This window comes from Actinomyces sp. oral taxon 170 str. F0386 (assembly GCF_000195595.1).
Taxonomy (GTDB): Bacteria; Actinomycetota; Actinomycetes; order Actinomycetales; family Actinomycetaceae; genus Actinomyces.
This window is the reverse complement of the sequence record NZ_GL882516.1, coordinates 1-22,263: the sequence shown is the minus strand read 5'-3', so window position 1 is coordinate 22,263 and position 22,263 is coordinate 1. Positions and strand designations below refer to the sequence as shown.

Here is a 22,263-nt window from a genome sequence, read left to right as displayed (position 1 = left end):
GAACAGTAAGTCGCGTCAGGAGGGCAGGTCACGGCGGGTGTAGGCGACCAGGCCGATCGCGGTTCCGAGGAGGCCGACCGAGGTCTGGACGGCCAAGGGCCTCCAGTCAGGTGAGCCGACGACGTCGAGATGGTGCCCGAGCACGCTGAGGTCCTTGGCCCAGTCCTTGAGCTCGACGAGCCCTCCGAAGAACTGGGCGAAGGCGCTCCACGTCACCACAGCCCAGGACAAGCCGACCAGTCGTGGCGCCAGGCCCACGAGAGCCGCCGCTATCCCGACGGCCGCCACCATGCCCGGCATCTGGCTCACCGTGAACACGAAGGCCCGCGCCACGGCGTGGTCGTCCGTGAGCTGGACGGCTGTTGTCGCCGCCAGAACTGCCGCCGAGACGAGCAGCAGGATGGCCGACTCGATCATCGCGCCGAGAACCTGTGAGAGGAACAAACGGCTGCGGCTGACTCCGGTAGCAAGCTCGACCTCCACCAGGCCCGCGTGCTCCAGGCCCGCCAACCGATTCATCCTGCGCACTGCCGCCACGGCCACAAGCAGCACCGTTACCACCGTCAGCAGGGACATGAACTGCTCCACTGCGGACCCCGAGGCCATCTTGCCGACATAGGACGCCGTCGGAGAGTCCGGGGCGAGGAGATCGTTGACGCTTCCCGACACCGAGCCGTACAGGGCCGCAAGCCCCGTCGAGGCCAGAGCCCAACCCAGGACGCCGCGCCGGGAGAGGCGAGCGAGCAGATCCATGTGACCGAGCAGCCTCCACCTGCGTCGAGAGGAGCTGCTGTCGGGCAGGTAGCTGTCCAGGTACTCACGGTGCGCGGCCAACGCCGCCGCCACGATGGCCAGGACGAGGGCAATGACGCCGCACACCGCCAGCACCGCGAATCGGTCATCGGAGTAGGGCCGCACGAGGTCGCGCCACCCCAGGGGGGAGAGCCACCTCAGCCAGTCGGAACTGCTGCCCTCGGCGACCTGGTCGGCGGCCACCCGCACACCGAAGGCGAGTGCGAGCACGATCATGGACAGGCTCCGAGCTTGGCCGACCTGCCGTCCCAGCTGGGAGGCCACCGCCGCAAGGGCGGAGAACGCCCATCCGGTCACGCAGATCGTCCCGGCCAGTGCCCAGGCGCCGGGGACGGTCAGCTCCTCAACACCCCTGGTCTGCCAGGTCAGAATGCCTCCGACTCCCGCAGACAGGCCGCCGACAACCGCCCACACCACCATCATCGGCACAAGAAAAGGGACCGCCCGGCCAGCACCCGTGGAGCGCAGAACCTCGATGAGTCCCTCGTCCTCGTCGCCTCGCAGCACCCGGCACGTCAGCAGGATCGCCATGAGAGCGGTGCACACCAGCAGGAAGGTGCCCGTCTCCCACTGCAGGAGCTGACCGAGCCGGCCAGGAGTGGGGACATAGCCGTAGAGCAGGCGTGTTCCCGGAGACTTCCGCATCTGCTCGATGAGCACAGTCCGGGTCTCCAGCGAGGGGTAGACGCTCTCGTAGCTCGGCGCGGTGACACTGGTCAGCAGCCACAAAGGCAGGACCCAGGCCACGATCTGAACCCGGAAACGCATGAGCAGGATCCGCAGGTAGGTGCCCCAGCCGGCCAAGGCGGCGATACCGGTTCTCGTAGCCGGCACCATCGCGCCCGCTGCTGTGCTCGGTGCGCCGTTCATCAGGCCTCCTCGTAGTGACGCAGGAAGAGGTCCTCCAGGCTGGCCGGCTCGCAGGTGACGTCTCGGACCCGGTGCTCACCGACCAGGCCCAGCACCGCCGGCACCTGCTCTGCTGCGACCTCAAGGCTCATACGCCCGCCGTCCTCGACGACGTCGAGATCCATGGTCCTCAGCACCCGCGAGATCTCACCCATCGCCTCGGAGGCCCCGCCCAGCTCGATACGGGTGCGTGACAGCCTTCGCAGAGTTCCCAGGTCGCCGTGCTCGACGACGCGGCCGTCCTTGATGATCGTCACCGCGCTGCACAGGCTCTGGACCTCGGCCAGGATGTGGCTGGAGAGCAGAACCGTGCGCCCCTCTCCGGCCACCCGGGCGATCTCCTCGGTGAAGACCCTCTCCATGAGCGGGTCCAGGCCACTGGTGGGCTCATCGAGCACGAGCAGGCGCGTCGGTGCGGCCAGGGCCGCCACGAGCGCCACCTTCTGACGGTTCCCCTTGGAGTAGGTCCGTACCCGCTTGCTGGGATCGAGATCGAACCGCTCGATGAGATCGGCCTCCCGTGTGGTATCGCGCGATCCACGCAGTCCGGCCAGGGCGTCGAGCACTTGTCCGCCGGTCAGCCCCGGCCACAGTGCCACGTCACCGGGGACGTAGGAGATCTGCCGGTTGATGACTGAGGCCTCCTGCCACGGATCGCGGCCCAGGACGCTCACGTTTCCGCCATCGGGCCTGTAGAGCCCCAGCAGGGTGCGGATCGTCGTGGACTTGCCCGCTCCATTGGGGCCGAGGAAGCCATGGACGCTGCCCGCCTCCACCTCCAGGTCCAGGTGATCGAGCGCCCTGAAGCGTCCGAAGTGCTTGACCAGGCCCCGAACACGCACCGGCGGATGAGAACCGGCTTCGATATCGAGGGCCTTGACGGACGCGGATTCGGTAGTGGATGTCATAGCACTGGCTCCTCTCCCGCCGAGCGACGGATGGTTGCGGCGAAGTCCGGATCGGCGAGCATGAGCTCCATGAGCTCAGCCACAAAGGCCTGCTGAGCCGGATGGGGGTAGCTGGAGGTGGCCAGCACGTGGGTGAGCCGCCACATGGCGCGCCCCAGGGCACCAGAGGGCAGGTCGTTCAGGACGGCCAGGGCGTGCTCCTTGTGGCGGCACGCGAGCCCCCAGCTGTTCTGTGCTAGCCGGTGGGCCTCGGCGAGGCCCTCGCTCTCGGGCAAGGTGGCAAGACGGGTGAAGTCCGCGACCTGCTGGGCGGACAGTTCCCGATCGTCCTCATCCAGCCCCTCGATGAAGGGGATCGCACTGTCGGGCACCATGCCCAGGGAAGCGAGCACCACCATCATCTGGCGCTCAGCCCGCAGGCCGCGCACGCTGCCGCCCCGCCGGGTGATCCTGGTCTCGATGTCGTCATAGAAACGCGTCAGGGTGTTGGGAGCGGGAGACAGACCCTCGCCGCGCTCCACCCGGGCAATAAGTTCATCGACTCGGGATGCCTGCTCGGCCAGGCTGCGCCGCTGCGCCTCGATCGTGCCCCGGGTCGCCCGCAGGTCGCGCAGCACCGCCTCGCGGCGGGAGTCCTGATCGGTGCCGATCGTGTCCGAGGCGAGCATGTCGGCCACCTGTGTCAGCGACAGGCCGCCGTCAGCCAGCCACCGGATACGCATCAGACGGGCCACGTGCTCGACGCCGTACTCACGCCGCCCCCGCACCGTGGGTGGGATCTCCAACAGACCCAGGTGGTGGTAGTGACGCACCGCCCTCGGCGTGGTTCCGGCGATCCGGGCGAGCTCTTTGACGTGCATAAACCCATCTCAGCAGGTGACGTAACGTCACCGTCAAGCCCCGTTGTCAACAACCGGATCGGTTGGAGAGTCAGCATCTCGCCACCCGGCGGCGAGACGATTTACGCCCTTGCGACGGCGCAGACTACCCTTGAGGACGGAGAACCACGGACACACCTGGTGGAAGGCACCGCATATGACTGACGCCCCCGGCGCGCTCTCGCCCCTGGACGAGGCCGGCATCAGCACTGCCGTTGAGGAGGCCCTGGCCGCCTTCGCCGCAGCCGGCAGCCTCGCCGAGCTCAAGGAGGCCCGCCTGGCCCACACCGGCGACGCCTCGCCCCTGACTCTGGCCAACCGGCTCATCGGCACCCTGGACAAGGCGGACAAGCCCACCGCCGGCAGGCTCCTGGGCGGCGCTCGTGGGCGCATCAACAATGCCCTGGCCGCCAGGCAGGAGGCCCTCGAGGCCGCCGCCGAGGAGGAGATGCTGCGCACCGAGGCCGTCGACGTCACCGTCCCCACCTCGCGGGCCGTATCCGGCGCGCGCCACCCCCTGGATGTCCTCGTTGACGAGGTCAGCGACTTCTTCACCTCCATGGGCTGGACCATCGCCGAGGGGCCGGAGGTGGAGCACGAGTGGTTCGACTTCGACGCCCTCAACTTCGACGCAGACCACCCCGCCCGCCAGATGCAGGACACCTTCTACGTCGACGGCGCCAGCGTCGGGGCCGCCGAGGGGCAGACGGCCAATCTCGTGCTGCGCACCCACACCTCCCCGGTCCAGGCCCGCGTCATGCTCGATCGGCAGCCACCGATCTACGTGGCCTGCCCCGGCAAGGTCTTCCGCTCCGACGAGCTCGACGCCACCCACACCCCCGTCTTCCACCAGGTCGAGGGCCTGGCCGTGGACAAGGGGCTGACGATGGCGCACCTCAAGGGCGTCCTCGACCACTTCGCCAAGGCCATGTTCGGCCCCGAGGCGCGCACCCGCCTGCGCCCCTCCTTCTTCCCCTTCACCGAGCCCAGCGCCGAGATGGACCTGTGGTTCCCGCAGAAGAAGGGCGGCGCCGGCTGGATCGAGTGGGGAGGCTGCGGCATGGTCAATCCCAATGTGCTCATTGCCTGCGGCATCGACCCCGAGGTCTACACGGGCTTCGCCTTCGGCATGGGCCTGGAGCGCACCCTCATGCTGCGCCACGGAATCGCCGACATGCACGACATCGTCGAGGGCGACATTCGCTTCTCCCAGCAGTTCGGCATCACCGGAAAGGGAAACTGACATGCCCTACGTCCCCATCGAATGGCTGCGCGAGCACGTCGACGTCCCCGCCGGGCTGAGCGCCGAGCAGCTCGCCGCCGACCTCGTCCGGGTGGGACTGGAGGAGGAGCGCATCGTTCCTCCCGCGGTCACCGGCCCGCTCGTCGTCGGCAAGGTCCTCACCCGCGAGGCCAAGGAGCAGTCCAACGGCAAGATCATCAACTACTGCCGCGTCGACGTCGGCCCGGAGCACAATGATGCCCCCGGCACCGGCAAGGAGCCCTCCGAGCTGCCCAGCCGCGGTATCGTCTGCGGCGCTCACAACTTCGACGTCGGTGACAGCGTTGTGGTGAGCCTGCCCGGCGCCGTCCTGCCCGGCGACTTCCGCATCGCCGCGCGCAAGACTTACGGACACGTCTCCGACGGCATGATCTGCTCCGCCCGCGAGCTGGGCATCGGCGAGGACCACTCCGGCATCATCGTGCTTCAGCAGTGGCTGGCCGAGCACGGCCATGAGGACGAGGAGCCTCCAGCCCCCGGAACCGACGCCATCGGCATCCTCGGTCTGGGGGAGGAGGTCCTCGAGATCAACGTGACCCCGGACCGCGGCTACTGCTTCTCCATGCGCGGCGTGGCCCGCGAGTACTCCCACTCCACCGGCGCCCGTTTCACCGATCCCGCCGACGCCACCGACACGGGGCTCTACCCCAACGGACTGGCGCCCGTCGGTGAAAGCGGTTTCGACGTCGTCGTTCCCGAGGACCCCCGCCCCATCCACGGGCGCCCCGGCTGCGACCGCTACGTCGCGCGCGTCGTGCGCGGCATCGACCCGTCCGCGCCCTCCCCGACCTGGATGCAGGACCGACTCGCCGCCGCAGGCATGCGCCCCATCTCCCTGGCCGTCGACGTCACCAACTACGTCATGCTCGACCTGGGCCAGCCGCTGCACGCCTTCGACGCCGGCAAGCTCGCAGCCCCTATCGTCGTGCGCCGGGCGAAAGAGGGGGAGACGCTCACCTTCCTCGACGACGTCACCCGCACCCTCGATCCCGAGGACCTCGTCATCGCCGACTCCCCCGAGGGCGAGGGCTCGCGGGCGCTGGTGCTGGCGGGGGTCTTCGGCGGGGCCCTCAGCGAGGTCGACGCCGGTACCTGCGACGTCCTCATCGAGGCCGCCCACTTCGATCCGGTCTCCGTGGCCCGCTCCGCACGACGCCACAAGCTGCCCACCGAATCGTCCAAGCGCAACGAGCGCGGCGTGGACACCGAGCTGGCCCCCATCGCCGCCCAGCGCGCCGTTGACCTGCTCGTCGAGTACGGCGGTGGCAGTGCCGAGCCAGTGGCCACCGACATCAACCGGACCAGGGCCCCCGAGCCCATCATCATGCGCTCCGACGCCGCCGAGCGCCTCACCGGCGTCGCCTACGGCATTGACCGCGTCACCGACCTGCTCGCCACCATCGGCTGCACCGTGGAGCGTAGCGGCTCCACCGACGACGGGACCGCGCTGCTGACCGTCACCCCGCCGACCTGGCGGCCGGACCTCGTCGGCCCTGCCCACCTGGTTGAGGAGATCGCCCGCCTCGACGGATACGACGCCATCCCGGTCATCGCTCCCACCGCTGCCGCCGGCACAGGCTTGAGCGCCGACCAGAAGGCCCGCCGCGACGTCGTGCGCGCACTGGCAGACGCCGGACTCACCCAGGTCCTGTCCTACCCCTTCATCGGAGACATCCACGATCGACTCGAGATCCCCGAGACTGACGCACGGCGTCAGACGGTCCGACTGGCCAATCCGCTGGCCGAGGACGCCCCTTACCTGCGGACGAGCATTCTGGACTCTCTGGTGGAGGTCGCTCGGCGCAACGTCTCTCGCGGCCTGGCCGACGCCGCCGTCTTCGAGATCGGATCGGTCACCCACCCGGCCGGCACGGTGCCCGCACCGATCCCCGGCACCGATCGGCGCCCCACTGAGGCGGAGAAGGCCGCTCTCCGTGCTGGCATTCCCGCCCAACCCACTCACATCGGCGCCGTCATGGTCGGCGAGCACGAGCGCTCCGGGGTTCTCGGGGCGGGCCGTCCTTGGGACTGGGCCGATGCCGTCGAGGTGGTCCGCACCGTGGCCGCCACGCTCGGGGTAGAGGTCGTGGTCTCCGCCCCCGAGCAGCCCTACGCCCCTTGGCACCCCGGTCGCACCGCGGAGATCCGCCTGCCTGGCCAGCGTCGGGGCAAGGAGATCGAGCCCGGAGTACTCGTGGCCCACGCCGGCGAGCTTCACCCGCGAGTGGTGCGAGAACTCGGACTGCCTGAGCGCGCCTGCGCCGTCGAGATCGACCTCGACCCGCTGCTGGAGGCAGCACACGATGCCGGTGAGCTCCAGGTCCGGGCCGTCTCCACCTTCCCGGCCGCCAAGGAGGACATCGCCCTCGTCGTCGACGAGGCCGTCACCGCAGCCGAGGTTGAGGACCTGGTCAGGCGGGCTGCGGGGGACCTGGCCGAGGAGGTTCGTCTCTTCGACGTCTTCCGCGGGGCTCAGCTCGGAGAGGGCAAGAAGTCACTGGCCGTCTCACTGGTGCTGCGCGCCCCTGACCGCACGCTGACTGCCGAGGAGACCGCCGGCGTGCGCAAGCGCGTGATCAAGCGGGCCGCCAAGCTCCTGGGGGCCGAGCTGCGCAGCTGAGTCGCTGAGACACCACCGAGGACCATGATGTGATGCACATCATGGTCCTCGGTGCGTCATTGACACCTTCGTCGGGCGGCGGGTCCCAGACAGTGTGTGTGGTCTCCGCAATACTAGGCGACATGAAAATCCTGCTGACCTCTTCCTCCAAGCACGGGTCCACCGACGAGGTGGCCGCGGTGATCGCTGAACGCCTCCGGGCCTCGAAGATCGATGTTGACATCCAACGCCCCGAGGACGTTGATAGCGTCGACGGCTACGATGCCTTCATCCTGGGCAGTGCCGTCTACATGACCAAGTGGACCCAGGAGGCGGTCGACTTCACCCGGCGCTTCCATGAACCCCTCAAGGCCAGGCCCGTGTGGGCCTTCTCCGTGGGGCTGTCCGGTCTGCCGAAGGGCAAGGTCTCCGACCCCATGCGCATCGGACCGGTACTACTGGCCATCGATCCGGAGGACCACGTGACCTTCGCGGGTCGTTTCGACCCCTCCAAGCTCAGCCTGCGCGAACGCTCCATCGCCAGGCTCGGGGGTGCCGCCGAGGGTGACTACCGCGACTGGGATGAGGTGCGCCAGTGGGCGGACGCCATTGCCACCTCCCTCTACGACGATACGCTCACCAGTCGTCGGGATCGCAGCTGACCGCGTAGAACCGTGTAGAACGAGGCAGGGGGCGGCGGAAGGAGAAAGGTCACAGCGCCGGTCGAATACTGTATTTCTATGCAGGTGGATGTATCGTGGCTGCATGACCTGGAGTGTTGCTGTTGCCGGAGCCACGGGGTACGCGGGCGGTGAGGTTCTGCGCCTGCTCGTCACCCATCCCGAGCTGACGATTGGTGCGCTCACCGCGGCCTCGTCCGCCGGTAGCCGTCTCGGCGACCATCACCCGCACCTGCTGCCGCTGGCCGACCGGATCATCCAACCGACCGAGGCGGAGACTCTCGCGGAGCACGACGTCGTTGTCCTGGCTCTACCGCACGGGGCCTCCGGCGCCATCACGGCCGCCCTCGAAGAGCTCGGAACCGTCAGCGGTCACACCCCCGTCCTCATCGACTGTGGTGCGGACCACCGCCTGACCAGTAGGCAGGCATGGAAGGCCTTCTACGGCTCGGACTACGCCGGAGCCTGGACCTACGGCATGCCCGAGCTTCTGCACGCCGGTGAGACGCACGCTCAGGCTCAGCGCGCCGAGCTCGCCTCCACCAGACGTATCGCGGTGCCCGGCTGCAACGTCACCGCCATCACTCTGGCCCTCCAGCCGGGAGTCGCAGCCGGTCTCATCGATCCCTCTCGGCTGACCGCGGTCCTGGCGGTCGGGTACTCCGGGGCCGGCAAGGCTCTCAAGCCCCACCTCACCGCCGCCGAGGCGCTGGGGGCGGCTCAGCCCTACGCCGTCGGCGGTACCCACCGCCACATCCCCGAGATCATCCAGAACCTGGAGGTCGCCGGTGCCGGCGCCGGGGCCACGCGTCTGTCCTTCACCCCGGTCCTGGTCCCCATGAGCCGCGGCATCCTCGCCACCGTCACCGCTCCCATGACCTCGGCTCTGCGCGAGGCCGCCGCCCCTGAAGCGATGCTGCGGACGACCTGGGAGAGCGCCTACGGGGCGGTCGGAAGTGGTGAGCGCCTCATCCACCTTCTGCCACAGGGCACCTGGCCCACGACAGGCGCTGTCCTCGGCACCGGAGCCGCCACCGTCCAGGTCGCCATCGACCGCGGTGCGGACGCCGTTGTCACCATGTGCGCTATCGACAACCTCGGCAAGGGCACTGCCAGTGCCGCCCTGCAGTCCCTCAACCTGGCTCTCGGCCTGGAGGAGACCACCGCCATCACCACTCAAGGAGTAGCACCGTGAGCGTGACCGCAGCCCGGGGCTTCCGCGCCGCCGGCGTGCGCGCCGGCCTCAAGGCCTCCGGTAAGCCAGACCTCGCCCTCGTCGTCAACGACGGCCCGCTTGATACCGCCGCCGGAGTGTTCACCACCAACCGTGTCGTCGCCGCACCCGTTGTCTGGTCACGCCGGCTCCTGGCCGGTCATGAGGGGAATGAACCGGGCCGCGCCTGCGCCGTCGTCCTCAACTCCGGAAGCGCCAACGCCTGCACCGGGGTCCAGGGCCTGCGCGACACCGAGGCCACTGCGGCCTGTGCCGCCGGGCTGCTGGGGACCGAGCCGGGCCAGGTCCTGGTCTGCTCCACCGGAGTCATCGGGGAGCGCATCGATATGCCCCTCCTCCTGGAGGGGATCGACGTCGCAGCCCTCGCCCTGGCCGACACACCCCGGGCCGGTAGTGACGCAGCCACCGCCATCATGACCACCGACACCGTCTCCAAGGAGGACTCTCTCGCTGTCGGCGCAGGAGAGGCGGACTGGACCATTGGCGGCATGATCAAGGGAGTGGGCATGCTGGCCCCCGGCATGGCCACCATGCTCGCCGTCATCACCACCGACGCCGTCCTCACGCCCCAGCAGGCGCAGCAGGCCTTAAGCTCTGTGACTGCGCGCACCGTCAACCGGATCAACTCCGACGGCTGCATGTCCACCAATGACACCGTCCTCCTGCTGGCCTCCGGAGCCTCCGGAGTCTCGCCCTCCCGGAATGAGCTCGAAAAGGCACTGACTGAGGTGATGAGCAGGCTCGGTCGGCGCCTTGTGGCCGACGCCGAGGGCGCCACCCACGATATCGCCATCACCGTCTCCGGTGCCGTCAGTGAGGAGGCCGCCGAGGCCGCGGCCCGCACGGTCAGCTCCTCCAACCTCCTCAAGTGCGCCGTCGCCGGGGCCGACCCCAACTGGGGACGCGTCCTGTCCCAGCTGGGGACCGTGCCCGAGGACGTCTGCCCCTTCGACCCGCAGGAGGTTGACGTGACCATCAACGGCGTCACGATCTTCCGCCACGGCGCCCCCGACCAGGACCGGGATCTGGTGGACATGAGCCCACGCGAGACCCGCATCGACATCGCCCTGTCCGCGGGCCGGGCCGAGGCCACTGTGTGGACCAACGACCTCACCCACGGATACATCACCATCAACGCGGACTACACGACATGAACCGGACACCTCTCGACCCGCAGACCAAGGCCTCCGTCCTGCTGGAGGCCGTGCCGTGGCTGCGCACCTACAAGGGCGCCACCATGGTCATCAAGTACGGCGGAAACGCCATGGTGAACGACGACCTCAAGCGCGCCTTCGCCCAGGACATCCTCTTCCTCCACCAGGTCGGGGTGCGCCCCGTCGTCGTCCACGGCGGCGGGCCACAGATCAACGCGATGCTCAAGAGACTGGGCATCAGCTCGGAGTTCCGCGGCGGCCTGCGCGTAACCACGCCCGAGGTCATGGACGTGGTCCGCATGGTCCTCACCGGCTCCGTGCAGCGCGAGCTCGTCTCCCTGCTCAACATCGACGGCTCCGCCGCGGTCGGTATCAGCGGTGAGGACGGAGGGATCCTGCGGGCTCGCCAGCGACTGGCCACGGTGGACGGAGAGAGCGTCGACGTGGGTCTGGTCGGCGACGTCGTCGACGTCAGTCCTCAGCCCATCATCGACCTGCTCGACCAGGGTCGCATCCCCGTCATCTCCTCGGTCGCCCCACTGACGACGGACTCCGAGACCGTTCTCAACGTCAACGCCGACACGGCCGCGGCTGCGATCGCCGTGGCGCTCAAGGCCCGGACGCTGCTCATGCTCACCGACGTAGAAGGGCTCTACGCCGCCTGGCCCGACCGCAGTTCGCTGGTGCCCTTCATCAGCGCCGCCGCGCTCGAGGAGCTCCTGCCCACACTCGAGTCCGGGATGATCCCCAAGATGGAGGCCTGTTTGAGGGCCGTACACGGGGGAGTGGGGCAGGCCCACGTCGTCGACGGGCGTCAGGCCCACAGCATGCTCCTGGAGATCGTCACCGACCAGGGAGTCGGCACCGTCATCCATCCCGGGGACGCCCCGATACCGCCACTGAACGGAGGCAAGAGCCTATGACCGCCTTCCCAGGACCGGACTCATCAGCACCGGCTCCCGCCACCGACAGCACTGGCCTCGGCACTGACACCGTCGCCGGTACGGTCAGCGGTGACGGTACCACCGGCGCTACCTGGCTGGACCGCTACACCGACGCCGTCATGAACACCTTCGGCACTCCCGGCCGGGTCCTGGTACGCGGCCAGGGGGTCCACCTCTGGGACGCCGACGGCAAGGAGTACACCGACCTTCTGGCCGGGATCGCCGTCAACTGCCTGGGGCACGCCCACCCCGCGATCGTCGAGGCTGTGACCACCCAGCTCTCCACCCTCGGGCACGTCTCGAACTTCTTCACCACCCCCGCCCAGGTCCGCCTCGCCGAGGAGCTCATCTCCCTGACCCTCCCGGGCCGACCCGTGCACGAATCCCGGGTCTTCCTGGCCAACTCCGGGACCGAGGCCAACGAGGCCGCCTTCAAGATCGCCCGCCGGCACGGCGGCGGCAGCCGCCCTCGCGTCCTGGCTCTCCAGGACGCCTTCCACGGACGGACCATGGGCGCCCTGGCCCTGACCCATAAGGCCGCCTACCGGGAACCCTTCGAGCCCCTGCCCGGCGGCGTTGAGTTCATTCCGGCCGGCGATATCGAGGTGCTGCGCGGTGCGCTGGGACCGGACGTGGCGGCACTCATTGTCGAGCCCATCCAAGGTGAGGCCGGGGTGCGCGAGCTGCCCGCCGGATACCTGGAGGCCGCCCGTGAGCTGACCGAGGCCGTCGGCGCCCTGCTCATCATCGACGAGGTCCAGTCCGGTATGGGGCGTTCAGGGGCCTGGATGGCTCACCACCTGCTGGCTCCCGGAGTCGTACCCGACGTCGTCACTCTCGCCAAGGGGCTGGGCGGTGGTATCCCCATCGGTGCAGTCGTCGCCACTGGTGAGGCTGCGGCTCTCCTGGGACCCGGTCAGCACGGCACCACCTTCGGCGGCAACCCGGTGGCCTGCGCCGCCGCCCTGGCCGTCATCGACACCGTCCGCAGCCAGGACCTGCTCGTCCGGGTCGAGCAGCTTGGCTCGGCCTGGGCCCGTGAGCTGGCAGCCGTCGACGGCGTCAACGAGGTGCGCGGCCGGGGCCTGCTCATCGGCGTCGGCCTGGCCGAGGGGCTCCCACCCGCCGGCGAGATCGCCGCCACCTTACTGGCTGAACGCGGCTTCATCGTCAACGCACCGCGTCCCGACACGATCCGTCTGGCGCCGCCCTTCATCCTGTCCGACGACGACGCGGGCGCCTTCACCACCGCCTTGTCCGAGATCCTCTCCCGGGCACAGTCCGAGAAAGTGAGCTCATGAGCGCCACCATCGAGGCCTCTCACCGAGACCCGGCGGCAGCGGCCCCGCTGGCACCCGGGACCAAGACCGCCAGGCACGCCAGCATCATCCAGATCCTCTCCCGCGAACGCATCCGGTCCCAGGCTCAGCTGCGCAAAGCCCTGGCGCAACGTGGCATCAGCACCACCCAGGCCACGCTCTCGCGGGACCTGGTGGAGCTGCGTGCCACGAAGATCCGTGCCCCGGGCGGAGAGCTCATCTACTCGATGCCCGAGGCCGGGGCGCCCGGGCAGGTCCATGCAGCCTTCACCGGGACGGAGGAGACTGACGACTCCCTGCGCGCCCACACCACCCCCCGCCTCGCCCGGTGGTGCGCCGAGCTGCTCGTCACTGCCGAGTGGGCGGGCTCCCAGGTGGTGCTGCGAACCCCGGCCGGGGCCGCCCAGCTGCTCGCCGGGGCCGTCGACGACGCGATGATGCCCGGGGTCCTGGGTTGTATTGCCGGTGACGACACCGTCCTGGTCATCACCCGCAGCGCTCAGGTCGCCGCCGACGTGGCCGGGCACCTGCTCGCGCTCGCCGATCCCTCAGCCCGCGCCTGACCTCTCCCCACAGCCCTTGACACCTCAAGTCACCCGCCACTGCTCCGCCAGTGTCACCACGAAGAGAAGAGAGATCCCATGAGCACCCACAAGGACCGTGTCGTCCTGGCCTACTCCGGAGGCCTGGACACGTCTGTCGCCATCGGCTGGATCGGCGAGGCCACCGGCCGAGAGGTCGTCGCTGTCGCCGTCGATGTCGGCCAGGGCGGCGAGGACCTTGAGGTGATCCGCCAGCGCGCCCTCGACTGCGGTGCCGTTGAGGCCTACGTGGCCGATGCCCGCGATGAGTTCGCCAACGACTACTGCATGCCCGCCCTCAAGGCCAACGCCCTCTACGAGGGCACCTACCCGCTCGTCTCGGCGCTCTCCCGCCCCGTCATCGCCCGCCATCTGGTCAAGGCCGCCCGTGAGTTCGGTGCCCACACGGTGGCTCACGGCTGCACCGGCAAGGGTAATGACCAGGTCCGCTTCGAGGTGTCCATTACCTCGATGGCCCCCGACATGGACTGCATCTCCCCGGTGCGCGACCTGGCGCTGACCCGTGACGTCGCCATCGACTACGCCGAGAAGCACAACCTGCCGATCGAGACCACCAAGCACAACCCCTTCTCCATCGACCAGAACGTGTGGGGTCGCGCCATCGAGACCGGCTTCCTGGAGGACCTGTGGAACGCTCCTACCAAGGATGTCTACGTCTACACCGATGACCCCACCTACCCGCCCCTGCCCGACGAGGTGACCCTCACCTTCAAGGAGGGCGTCCCGGTGGCCATCGACGGCCGGGAGGTCACTCCGCTGGAGGCCATCCAGGAGCTCAACCGCCGGGCCGGAGCCCAGGGGGTGGGACGCATCGACATGGTCGAGGACCGGCTCGTGGGCATCAAGTCCCGTGAGATCTACGAGGCTCCCGGAGCCGTCGCCCTCATCGAGGCCCACCAGGCGCTCGAGTCCGTCACCCTGGAGCGCATGCAGCGCCGCTACAAGCGGAGTATGGAGCAGAACTGGGCCGAGCTCGTCTACGAGGCCCAGTGGTACTCCCCGCTCAAGCGCTCCATGGACGCCTTCATCGAGGACACCCAGCGCTACGTGAACGGTGATATTCGAATGGTGCTGCACGGCGGCCGGGCGACCGTCACCGGGCGCCGCTCCGAGACCGGCCTGTACGACTTCAACCTGGCCACCTACGAGAGCGGTGACACCTTCGATCAGTCCTCCTCGCGAGGATTCATCGAGATCTACGGGATGCAGTCCAAGCTTGCCGCCGCCCGCGACGTGCGAGCCGGCAACGGTCAGGGGTTCTGACCGGGGCATGAACCGTCTCAGGTCCTATGGTGCGGGGATGCCTTAAACCGACAGAGTATGACGAACCGGTTGCCTCCGCAGACAGAAAGTGGAGGCAACCGGTTCGTCATGCTGGCCGTGCCTCGCCGACGGGGACGGCCTGCTCACGGCAGGGAGCCGCCGACCCCGGTCACTCAGCCGACTCAGCCGCCTGTACCCCGTCCTTCCGGGGCTGCCGGCGCAGCCAGCGGGAGTCGTCGTTGGCGTAGGCGTAGTAGCCACCGATCAGCAGCCCGCCGCCCACGAAGTTGCCCAGTAGCGCCACGGCCACGTTGCCCAGCGCCGGCAGAACATCGATCCCGTGCGTCAGACCGACGACGGTGAACAGGACCGTGTTGGCCACCGAGTGCTCAAAACCGAGGAAGGCGAAGACGAACACGGCGATGATCATCGAGAAGATCTTGGACCAGTCCTCGTGGATGAAGCCGTTGTAGATGAGGAGCATCGCCAGGTTGATCATGAAGTTGCACAGGATTGCCCGTACAAAGAGGTCCCCGACCCCTGAGGCCGATGACAGGTAGCCCAGCTTGGCCTCCACCGAGTGCAGGGCCTGCTCACCAGTGGCGCCGTCCACGAGGGTGGAGAAGCGGTACATGACCGCGAAGATGAGCCCGCCCACGAAGTTGCCGGCCAGGCACATGGCCAGCACCCTCAGGCTCCTCCACGCCGAGATGCGCTTGTAGTAGTAGCCGATGACCACCACCATCATGTTGCTGGTGAGCAGCTCGGACTTCGTGTAGTAGATGAAGACGAGGGCGGGTCCGAAGGCCAGGGCCCCGAGCATCTTTCCGACCCCCGCGAGCGAGGTGTCCCCGAAGCGCAGGCCGTCGAGGATGCCGACAATGGCGTAGTTGACGATGTAGAAGACCGCCACGATCATGCCGGCCATGGCCGCGCGCATGAGATAGCGGTGGGCGATCACCCCGGTCATCCTGGTCTTGGTCTCCAGCGCCTCGAGCACAGTGGAGATGAACTGCTTGCCTGGGAAAAGGGCGTCTTGTTCGGCGGGCATTGGCTCATCATGACATGACCGGCCGGTTACCGGGCAGGTCCTTCTTCCTTCCCGTCGGTTGGCGTCGTCCTGCTGCTCCCGGTCCTGTGCCTTCCTCGAAAAGGGTGGGGCGTCTTTGCCCGCGGTCCACCACAGGTCCTCCTCCGAACTGATCGGTGAGGTACCTGTGCGGGCAGATGCGCCATGATGGGGTCATGAGCCACTCCAGCCAGCCCGCCAAGCAGCCCGCCCCCCAATCCGTTCCCTCAGGCTCGCAGCAGAGCCCGGACCCCGCCGGTGTCAGCCTGTGGGGTGGGCGGTTCTCCGGGGGACCCGCTGACGCGCTTGCCGCACTGTCCGTGAGCACTCACTTCGACTGGCGCCTGGCCCGCTACGACATCGCCGGCTCCCGAGCCCACGCCCGCGCCCTGGCGCAGGCCGGCCTGCTGGACGCAGGCCAGCTGTCCGGCATGCTGGACGCCCTGGACCGCCTCGAGGCCGACGTCGTCGCCGGCATCTTCGTCCCCGAGGTCTCCGACGAGGACGTCCACACCGCCCTGGAGCGCGGTCTCATCGAGCGCGCCGGCGATGACCTGGGTGGGCGCCTGCGCGCCGGACGCAGCCGCAACGACCAGATCGCCACTCTCATCCGCATGTACCTGCGCGACCAGGCGCGCCATGTCGCGGGCCTGGTCCTCGACGTCGTCGACGGCCTCATTGACCAGGCCGCCCGGGCCTCCGACGCCATCATGCCCGGACGCACCCACATGCAGCACGCCCAGCCGGTGCTCGTCGCCCATCAGCTGCTCGCCCACGCCTGGCCGCTCATGCGCGATGTCGAGCGCCTCGAGGACTGGGACGCCCGCGCCGCCGTGAGTCCCTACGGCTCCGGCGCACTGGCCGGCAACACGCTGGGAATGGATCCCGACGCCGTGGCCGCCGATCTTGGTTTCGAGGCGGCCGTGGAGAACTCCATCGACGGTACGGCCGCCCGAGACGTCGTCGCCGAGCTGAGCTTCGTCCTCACAATGGTCGCGGTGGACGTCTCGCGCCTGAGCGAGGAGATCATCATCTGGAACACCAAGGAGTTCGACTTCGTCACTCTCGACGACTCCTACTCCACGGGCTCATCCATCATGCCGCAGAAGAAGAACCCGGATGTGGCCGAGCTGGCCCGCGGCAAGACCGGACGCCTCATCGGTGACCTCACTGGGCTGCTCGCCACCCTCAAGGCCCTGCCGCTGGCCTACAACCGGGACCTGCAGGAGGACAAGGAGCCCGTCTTCGACGCCGTCGACACCCTGGCCATCCTCCTTCCGGCCGTCAGCGGCATGGTGTCCACCATGATCCTCCACTACGAGCGTATGGCGGACCTCGCGCCCCAGGGTTTCTCCCTGGCCACCGATATCGCGGAGTGGTTGGTCAAGAACGGCGTGCCCTTCCGCCACGCCCACGAGATCTCCGGTGCCTGCGTGCGCGAGTGCGAGAGGCGCGGCATCGAGCTGTGGGATCTGTCCGACGACGACTTCGTCGCCATCGATGAGCGGCTCACCCCGGGCGTGCGGGAGGTCCTCTCAGCCGAGGGGTCGGTGTCCGCCCGCACCGGACACGGCGGCACCGCGCCGGTACGCGTCGTCGAGCAGCTCGCCCGGGCGATCTCCCGCAGCGCCGAGCTGAGGGTCTTCGCCTGGGAGGGCTCCCTGCTGGACGGACCTGCGGGTCCTCAGCGGCCCGAGCCGGGGGAGTCTGATGACGAGGACGCGGACGGCGGGACTGGGACGGATGCTGAGGCGGAGCAGGACTGAGCCTGCTCGCGAGGACGATGTCATGGCGGAGCCCACGACGGAACTGAGTCCCGAAGTCGCCTCGATCCTGAGCCGTGACAGCCTGGAGGCGGCCCCGGCGCTGCTGGGCGCCGTCATCTCCGTTGCCGGCTCGCAAGGACGCGTCGCGATCAGGCTGACGGAGGTGGAGGCCTACCGGGGCGAGGAGGACCCGGGCTCCCACGCCTTTCGCGGGCGCACGGCCCGCAACACCTCGATGTTCGAGGCCGGCGGGTGCATCTACGTCTACTTCACCTACGGCATGCACCACTGTCTCAACATCGTTACCGGACCGGCGGGGATCTCGCGAGCGGTGCTCCTGCGTGGGGGAGAGGTGGTGGACGGGACTGAGCTGGCCAGAGAGCGTCGCCCCGCCGCACGTACTGACCGCGACCTGGCCCGCGGTCCGGCCCGGTTGTGCTCGGCGCTCGGGCTGGACCGCTCCGACGACGGCGCACTGCTGGGTGGGCCGGGATCACGTATCAGCCTGACCCTGCCGAGGTTGCAGCGGGCGCCGGATCCCGCGCGCATCCGGAGCGGGCCACGCACCGGGGTCGCCGGGCCTGGAGGAGACGGGAGCTCCTTTCCCTGGCGTTTCTGGCTCCACGGCGAGCCGACTGTCTCACCTTACAGACCGGCCGCGCCCAGGCGTCGTCGTCAGGACTGACTCTCATGCTGCCGGGCGCCGGCTTGCCCTGAGTACTCACATCATCTAATAATAAGTGCACAGATAATCTCTGTAGAGACTATCTTGATTATGCAACCGCGGAGGAAAGGCGAGCAATGTGGTCGACTGAGTGTGAACGGACGGCGGATGTCCCGGTGGAGGTCCTGTGGAAGACCTGGATCAAGGTGCTCTCCGGTGAGATCGAGCTCCCGGAAGGAGATCGCTACGAACCTCGCGAGCCAGTGGGGCCCGGTGCGTCGATCGCGATGACACCGGCCGGGCAAGACAGCGCTGAGATCGTGGTGACGCGATGGGAGCCGCCTCATGTCCAGGCGGACCGGGTCTCCTATGGGGGAGTGGAACTGACCTTCACACACTCCTTCATGCCCACAGAGACACAGGGGAAGAGCGTTGTTGTCACCCGCCTCGACATCGACGGCCCCGGTGCCGACGATGCCGGCCCGGCGATCGGTCCGAGAATCGCCGAGGACTTCCCGCAGGCCATCGACTCACTCATCGAGGCTGCTAGGGTCGATATGTGAAGACACGGTTCCAGGGGCCGGAGGCGAGTCCCGGCTTCCTCATGTGGAGGACCGCGCTGGCCTGGCAGCGCGACATCGCGGCTGCTCTGGGGCCCGTCGCACTGACGCACTCGCAGTTCGTCCTCCTGTCCTGCACGCAGTGGCTCGAGGAACAGGGAGACGGCGCCAGCCAGGTCATGATTGCGGCCCAGGCGGGAATGGATGTGAAAACCGCCAGTCAGGTGCTGCGCAGGCTGGAGCAGGCCGGCCTTGTCTCGCGCCAGCAGGACCCCAAGGACTCCCGCGCGCGGATCGTGACAACGACGGCTGCGGGGCGAGATGTCGGGGCTCGGGCAACACGCCTTGTGGAGGATGCCGATGAGGCGTACTTCATCACCATGCCCCACCTGCGCGACGCGCTGCTGCGCGACGCCGGTGCCGTGGTGCGCAGAGAAACAGCGCACCACGGCGAGGCAGCCGATGCGCCCGCCGGTCGGAGCGCGAGCCCCGAGACCCCTGGTGACGCGGCCGGTACGACCATGGAGGCTGCTCCGTGAGGTTGCCTCAGTGACCGATGACTACTGGAACCACAACGTCGCCTTCCATCGCCGCATCGTGAGGGACGCGGCGCTGCGCGGTGGGAGCGCGCTCGATGTCGGATGCGGTGACGGGCTCCTGCTCGAGCGCCTGGCAACGGTGTGCCGCTGCGTCGTCGGACTTGATCCCGATGAGCAGGCGGTTGCTCGAGCACGTGGCCGTCTGGAGCAGATCCCGCAGGCCGAGGTCCTCCTCGACGACGTCATGGATCCCGACCTGCCTCAGCGCATCGGCACCTTCGAGACGGTCAGCTGCGTGGCCACGTTGCACCACCTCCCGCTGGAACCTGCCCTGGTGAGGCTGAGAGAGCTGGTGGCACCTGGCGGGCGACTCATCGTCGTCGGCCTGGCCGCCAACAAGAGCCTGTGGGACTGGTTGCTGTCCGCACTGGCTGTTCTGCCTCTGCACGTGGTCGGTGCCCTGCGCCGGGAGACGCGCGACATCGGTGTGGTCACGCGTTCTCCACGAGAGTCGTTCACCGAGATCCGTGCGGCGGCATCCCGTATCCTTCCCACGGCCAGGGCTCGACGGCGCTTCTACTACCGTTACACCCTCATCTGGGACCGCTCGATGGAGACCTTGTGAACGATTCCCCGCATCCGGCCCCCGACTCCGCGGGCATGCCGATCCCTCTGCGCACTCTGTACGAGCTGCTGCGGGCCGAGCTCGGTGAGATCGATCCCTGGCCCGCCGAGTCCGACCTCGAGTACGTCTGCGGGGCCGTCCTCGTCCAGAACACCACATGGGGCAGTGCTCTGCGCTCCCTGGATGCGCTGAGAGACGCCACGGCCTTCGACGCTGACCGGATGCTCTCGCTTGACGAGGCGTGCCTCATCGACCTGATCCGCCCCAGCGGATTCATGAAGGCCAAGGCTCGCGCGCTGCGCGCCTACGCGACCTGGCTCACGGGCCCGGAAGGACGAGTGGCACCTGCTCTCGGTGATGACGCCCTGCGCGCAGAGCTGATGAAGCTCCCCGGGTTCGGCCCGGAGACGGCCGACGTCGTCGCTCTCATGGTCTACGGCAGGCCCCGGTTCATCTTCGACGCCTATGCCAGGCGCCTGCTCCGCCAAGCCGGTTATGAGGTGGGACGAGATTATGAGCAGACCCGACGCGCCCATGAGGCAGCAGTGGCCGACAGCGGGCTCGATGTTGGCCAGCTCAAGGACTTCCACGGACTGATCATCACCGCCGGTCAACGTGCTCGTGCAGTAGGAGGATGGCAGACCTACGGACCTGTGATCGGTGTGGGGCTCATGAACCGGTAACCGTCCAGGTGCTGCAGGCGACGGGCCGACGACACACGTGACATCGGTGCCGGTCCGACCACATCGTGGAAGCAGGACTGGGACATGGCAGACTATCTGCGCCGGAGGTATCCGCCGGCCCGAGCGCGACGCGCCGGGACAACACGTGCAGGACGCACGACAACCCACGGAAGGCGACTGGACAGTGACGGACATCCTGGACGAACTGCAGTGGCGCGGGCTCATCGCCCAGCACACCGACATCGACGCGCTGCGCGCGGCGTTGACCGACGGGGACGTCACCTTCTACTGCGGGTTCGACCCGACAGCACCCAGCCTTCACCACGGCCACCTCGTGGCCGTCAAGGTCATGCGTCACCTTCAGCTCGCCGGACACCACCCACTGGCACTCGTGGGCGGAGCGACCGGGCTCATCGGCGACCCACGCGCCAAGGGGGAGCGCAGCCTCAACACCAAGGACGTTGTGGCAGGGTGGGCGGTGAGCCTCCAGGAGCAGCTCGAGAACCTTCTCGACTTCAGCGGGGACAACCCCGCGCGGATCGTCAACAACTTGGACTGGACCCAGGCGATGAGTGCCATCGACTTCCTGCGGGACTTGGGCAAGCACTTCCGCATGGGCACCATGCTCTCCAAGGACATCGTTGCTCGACGCCTGGCCAGCGATGAGGGCATCTCCTACACCGAGTTCAGCTACCAGGTCCTCCAGGCCAACGACTACCTCGAGCTCTACCGGCGCTACGGCTGCACCCTGGAGGTGGGTGGCAACGACCAGTGGGGCAATCTCGTGGGCGGGATGGACCTCATCCACAGGGTCGAGGGCGCCTCGGTCCACGTCATGACCAACCCACTCATCACCAAGGCCGACGGCACCAAGTTCGGCAAGTCCGAGGGCGGGGCGATCTGGCTCAACCCGGAGATGCTCAGCCCCTACGCGTTCTACCAGTTCTGGCTGCAGGTCGACGACGCCGACGTGGTGCGCTTCCTCAAGGTCTTCACCTTCCTGGAGCGCGAGGAGATCGAGCGTCTTGAGACCGCAACAGCTGAGAATCCGAAGGCCCGAGAGGCGCAGCGAGTTCTGGCTCATGAGGTGACGACGTGGGTCCACGGAGCCGAGGCCACGGCCCAGGCCGAGGCGGCGACCTCCGCCTTGTGGGGGCGCGGGGATCTCGCCGGCATCGACGAGGCGACGATCCTGGCCGCCACGGCCGACCTTGCCGCCGGTGACGTGGTCGTCGGAGAGACCACGATCGTGGACCTGCTCATCAGTGCGGGCCTGGAGCGTGGCCGTAACGCCGCGCGGAAGACCATTGCCGGCGGTGGGGCCTACCTCAACAACGTCAAGGTGGAGGACGAGGCCACGGTCATCAGCCACGAGCACATGCTCGCCGGGGGAGTTGTCCTGGTGCGTAAAGGTCGGCGGAACCTGGCTATTGGACGCACAAAGTAGGTTCTCCACGTATTTCTGCGGCCTTCGAGCACTGCTGTAGCGCGGTGACAGCTTTTGTGGGCACCGTCACCGCACTACGGTTTGACGGTCGGGTAGCAGATGCGTAATGTTCTCTCCGGCCCGAAAGGGAGAGGGCGAATTCCTCAGACCGGCCGGGAGCTGAGAACTAAAAAGAGCCGAATAGAGATGAGGGTCATCGACCATTCGTTTGACTCAAGAAAATCGGCTCGATATAGTCTCTCAGGCGCTTCTGAGAAGGAGGCGAAAGACGGAAAGTCTTTCGAAGATTTTTCAGTGGGTGTGTTGTTTGAGAACTCGATAGTGT

At 68.1% G+C, this 22,263-nt stretch carries 21 protein-coding genes; 17 read left to right on the top strand and 4 right to left on the bottom strand.

From position 1 onward, the window contains the following. Positions 1-15: 15 nt before the first annotated feature. The 3 genes from HMPREF9056_RS02205 to HMPREF9056_RS02195 are packed head-to-tail and all read right to left on the bottom strand — an operon-like array spanning position 16 to position 3,490. Positions 16-1,683, bottom strand: coding sequence for an ABC transporter permease (locus HMPREF9056_RS02205; protein WP_034513448.1), 1,668 nt, complete (start codon positions 1,681-1,683; stop codon positions 16-18). Beyond that, entirely contained in the window at positions 1,683-2,630 is a 948-nt protein-coding gene (locus HMPREF9056_RS02200; RefSeq protein ID WP_009402361.1) for an ABC transporter ATP-binding protein, read from the bottom strand. Before HMPREF9056_RS02200 ends, HMPREF9056_RS02205 begins: the two co-directional genes overlap by 1 nt. Further along, on the bottom strand, positions 2,627-3,490 hold the full coding sequence (locus HMPREF9056_RS02195) for a MerR family transcriptional regulator (RefSeq protein WP_009402360.1): 864 nt from the start codon (positions 3,488-3,490) through the stop codon (positions 2,627-2,629). Before HMPREF9056_RS02195 ends, HMPREF9056_RS02200 begins: the two co-directional genes overlap by 4 nt. A 175-nt stretch (positions 3,491-3,665) precedes the next feature. Here HMPREF9056_RS02195 and pheS point away from each other — a divergent pair, with 175 nt between their 5' ends. From pheS to HMPREF9056_RS02150, 9 genes are all read left to right on the top strand, one after another. Then, complete coding sequence (gene pheS / locus HMPREF9056_RS02190) at positions 3,666-4,751, top strand: phenylalanine--tRNA ligase subunit alpha (RefSeq protein ID WP_009402359.1); 1,086 nt, start codon at positions 3,666-3,668, stop codon at positions 4,749-4,751. Position 4,752: 1 nt separating this feature from the next. Further along, a complete protein-coding gene (gene pheT, locus HMPREF9056_RS02185; RefSeq protein WP_009402358.1) occupies positions 4,753-7,410 on the top strand; it encodes a phenylalanine--tRNA ligase subunit beta in 2,658 nt (885 codons plus the stop codon). Positions 7,411-7,532: 122 nt separating this feature from the next. Next, complete coding sequence (locus HMPREF9056_RS02180; RefSeq protein WP_034513446.1) at positions 7,533-8,051, top strand: flavodoxin domain-containing protein; 519 nt, start codon at positions 7,533-7,535, stop codon at positions 8,049-8,051. Positions 8,052-8,154: 103 nt separating this feature from the next. Continuing rightward, complete coding sequence (gene argC / locus HMPREF9056_RS02175; protein WP_009402356.1) at positions 8,155-9,264, top strand: N-acetyl-gamma-glutamyl-phosphate reductase; 1,110 nt, start codon at positions 8,155-8,157, stop codon at positions 9,262-9,264. Further along, entirely contained in the window at positions 9,261-10,457 is a 1,197-nt protein-coding gene (argJ, locus tag HMPREF9056_RS02170) for a bifunctional glutamate N-acetyltransferase/amino-acid acetyltransferase ArgJ (RefSeq protein WP_009402355.1), read from the top strand. Before argC ends, argJ begins: the two co-directional genes overlap by 4 nt. After that, entirely contained in the window at positions 10,454-11,380 is a 927-nt protein-coding gene (gene argB / locus HMPREF9056_RS02165; RefSeq protein WP_009402354.1) for an acetylglutamate kinase, read from the top strand. The genes argJ and argB overlap by 4 nt, the downstream gene beginning before the upstream one ends. After that, complete coding sequence (locus tag HMPREF9056_RS02160) at positions 11,377-12,702, top strand: acetylornithine transaminase (protein ID WP_009402353.1); 1,326 nt, start codon at positions 11,377-11,379, stop codon at positions 12,700-12,702. Before argB ends, HMPREF9056_RS02160 begins: the two co-directional genes overlap by 4 nt. Beyond that, a complete protein-coding gene (locus HMPREF9056_RS02155) occupies positions 12,699-13,283 on the top strand; it encodes an arginine repressor (protein ID WP_009402352.1) in 585 nt (194 codons plus the stop codon). The genes HMPREF9056_RS02160 and HMPREF9056_RS02155 overlap by 4 nt, the downstream gene beginning before the upstream one ends. A 78-nt stretch (positions 13,284-13,361) precedes the next feature. Then, positions 13,362-14,585: an argininosuccinate synthase gene (locus tag HMPREF9056_RS02150; protein WP_009402351.1), complete on the top strand. Its 1,224-nt coding sequence runs from the start codon at positions 13,362-13,364 to the stop codon at positions 14,583-14,585. Positions 14,586-14,754: 169 nt separating this feature from the next. Here the strand turns inward: HMPREF9056_RS02150 and HMPREF9056_RS02145 are convergent, their stop codons facing one another. Further along, positions 14,755-15,636 carry a formate/nitrite transporter family protein gene (locus HMPREF9056_RS02145; RefSeq protein ID WP_009402350.1) on the bottom strand — a complete coding sequence of 294 codons (882 nt, stop codon included), beginning with the start codon at positions 15,634-15,636 and terminating at the stop codon, positions 14,755-14,757. A 176-nt stretch (positions 15,637-15,812) separates the two neighbouring features. Between HMPREF9056_RS02145 and argH the strand changes: the two genes are divergently transcribed. The 8 genes from argH to HMPREF9056_RS14380 all read left to right on the top strand — a co-directional run. Further along, positions 15,813-17,420 (top strand): argininosuccinate lyase, encoded by a 1,608-nt coding sequence (gene argH, locus HMPREF9056_RS02140; RefSeq protein ID WP_009402348.1) that lies wholly within the window; start codon positions 15,813-15,815, stop codon positions 17,418-17,420. A gap of 22 nt (positions 17,421-17,442) precedes the next feature. Next, positions 17,443-18,105, top strand: coding sequence for a DNA-3-methyladenine glycosylase (locus HMPREF9056_RS02135; protein WP_034513444.1), 663 nt, complete (start codon positions 17,443-17,445; stop codon positions 18,103-18,105). Between the two features lie 116 nt (positions 18,106-18,221). Beyond that, positions 18,222-18,647 carry a hypothetical protein gene (locus HMPREF9056_RS02130; RefSeq protein ID WP_009402346.1) on the top strand — a complete coding sequence of 142 codons (426 nt, stop codon included), beginning with the start codon at positions 18,222-18,224 and terminating at the stop codon, positions 18,645-18,647. Continuing rightward, entirely contained in the window at positions 18,644-19,183 is a 540-nt protein-coding gene (locus tag HMPREF9056_RS02125; protein ID WP_009402345.1) for a MarR family winged helix-turn-helix transcriptional regulator, read from the top strand. The genes HMPREF9056_RS02130 and HMPREF9056_RS02125 overlap by 4 nt, the downstream gene beginning before the upstream one ends. A 10-nt stretch (positions 19,184-19,193) precedes the next feature. Further along, positions 19,194-19,808 carry a bifunctional 2-polyprenyl-6-hydroxyphenol methylase/3-demethylubiquinol 3-O-methyltransferase UbiG gene (locus tag HMPREF9056_RS02120; RefSeq protein WP_009402344.1) on the top strand — a complete coding sequence of 205 codons (615 nt, stop codon included), beginning with the start codon at positions 19,194-19,196 and terminating at the stop codon, positions 19,806-19,808. Then, on the top strand, positions 19,805-20,491 hold the full coding sequence (locus HMPREF9056_RS02115) for an endonuclease III domain-containing protein (RefSeq protein ID WP_253269900.1): 687 nt from the start codon (positions 19,805-19,807) through the stop codon (positions 20,489-20,491). The genes HMPREF9056_RS02120 and HMPREF9056_RS02115 overlap by 4 nt, the downstream gene beginning before the upstream one ends. A gap of 184 nt (positions 20,492-20,675) precedes the next feature. Next, positions 20,676-21,938: a tyrosine--tRNA ligase gene (gene tyrS / locus HMPREF9056_RS02110; protein ID WP_009402341.1), complete on the top strand. Its 1,263-nt coding sequence runs from the start codon at positions 20,676-20,678 to the stop codon at positions 21,936-21,938. Positions 21,939-22,037: 99 nt separating this feature from the next. Further along, a partial coding sequence (locus HMPREF9056_RS14380; protein WP_216593592.1) for a hypothetical protein occupies positions 22,038-22,263 on the top strand: 226 nt, incomplete at its 3' end.

Bases quoted from the DNA above. Each gene is read 5' to 3' on its own strand.
- argC (WP_009402356.1), top strand. From the start codon at position 8,155: ATGACCTGGAGTGTTGCTGTTGCCGGAGCCACGGGGTACGCGGGCGGT.
- HMPREF9056_RS02135 (WP_034513444.1), top strand. From the start codon at position 17,443: ATGGCGGAGCCCACGACGGAACTGAGTCCCGAAGTCGCCTCGATCCTG.
- HMPREF9056_RS02160 (WP_009402353.1), top strand. From the start codon at position 11,377: ATGACCGCCTTCCCAGGACCGGACTCATCAGCACCGGCTCCCGCCACC.
- HMPREF9056_RS02180 (WP_034513446.1), top strand. From the start codon at position 7,533: ATGAAAATCCTGCTGACCTCTTCCTCCAAGCACGGGTCCACCGACGAG.
- argB (WP_009402354.1), top strand. From the start codon at position 10,454: ATGAACCGGACACCTCTCGACCCGCAGACCAAGGCCTCCGTCCTGCTG.
- HMPREF9056_RS02200 (WP_009402361.1), bottom strand. From the start codon at position 2,630: ATGACATCCACTACCGAATCCGCGTCCGTCAAGGCCCTCGATATCGAA.
- HMPREF9056_RS02155 (WP_009402352.1), top strand. From the start codon at position 12,699: ATGAGCGCCACCATCGAGGCCTCTCACCGAGACCCGGCGGCAGCGGCC.
- HMPREF9056_RS02205 (WP_034513448.1), bottom strand. From the start codon at position 1,683: ATGAACGGCGCACCGAGCACAGCAGCGGGCGCGATGGTGCCGGCTACG.
- argH (WP_009402348.1), top strand. From the start codon at position 15,813: ATGCGCCATGATGGGGTCATGAGCCACTCCAGCCAGCCCGCCAAGCAG.
- HMPREF9056_RS02130 (WP_009402346.1), top strand. From the start codon at position 18,222: ATGTGGTCGACTGAGTGTGAACGGACGGCGGATGTCCCGGTGGAGGTC.
- HMPREF9056_RS02145 (WP_009402350.1), bottom strand. From the start codon at position 15,636: ATGCCCGCCGAACAAGACGCCCTTTTCCCAGGCAAGCAGTTCATCTCC.
- pheT (WP_009402358.1), top strand. From the start codon at position 4,753: ATGCCCTACGTCCCCATCGAATGGCTGCGCGAGCACGTCGACGTCCCC.
- pheS (WP_009402359.1), top strand. From the start codon at position 3,666: ATGACTGACGCCCCCGGCGCGCTCTCGCCCCTGGACGAGGCCGGCATC.
- HMPREF9056_RS02150 (WP_009402351.1), top strand. From the start codon at position 13,362: ATGAGCACCCACAAGGACCGTGTCGTCCTGGCCTACTCCGGAGGCCTG.
- HMPREF9056_RS02195 (WP_009402360.1), bottom strand. From the start codon at position 3,490: ATGCACGTCAAAGAGCTCGCCCGGATCGCCGGAACCACGCCGAGGGCG.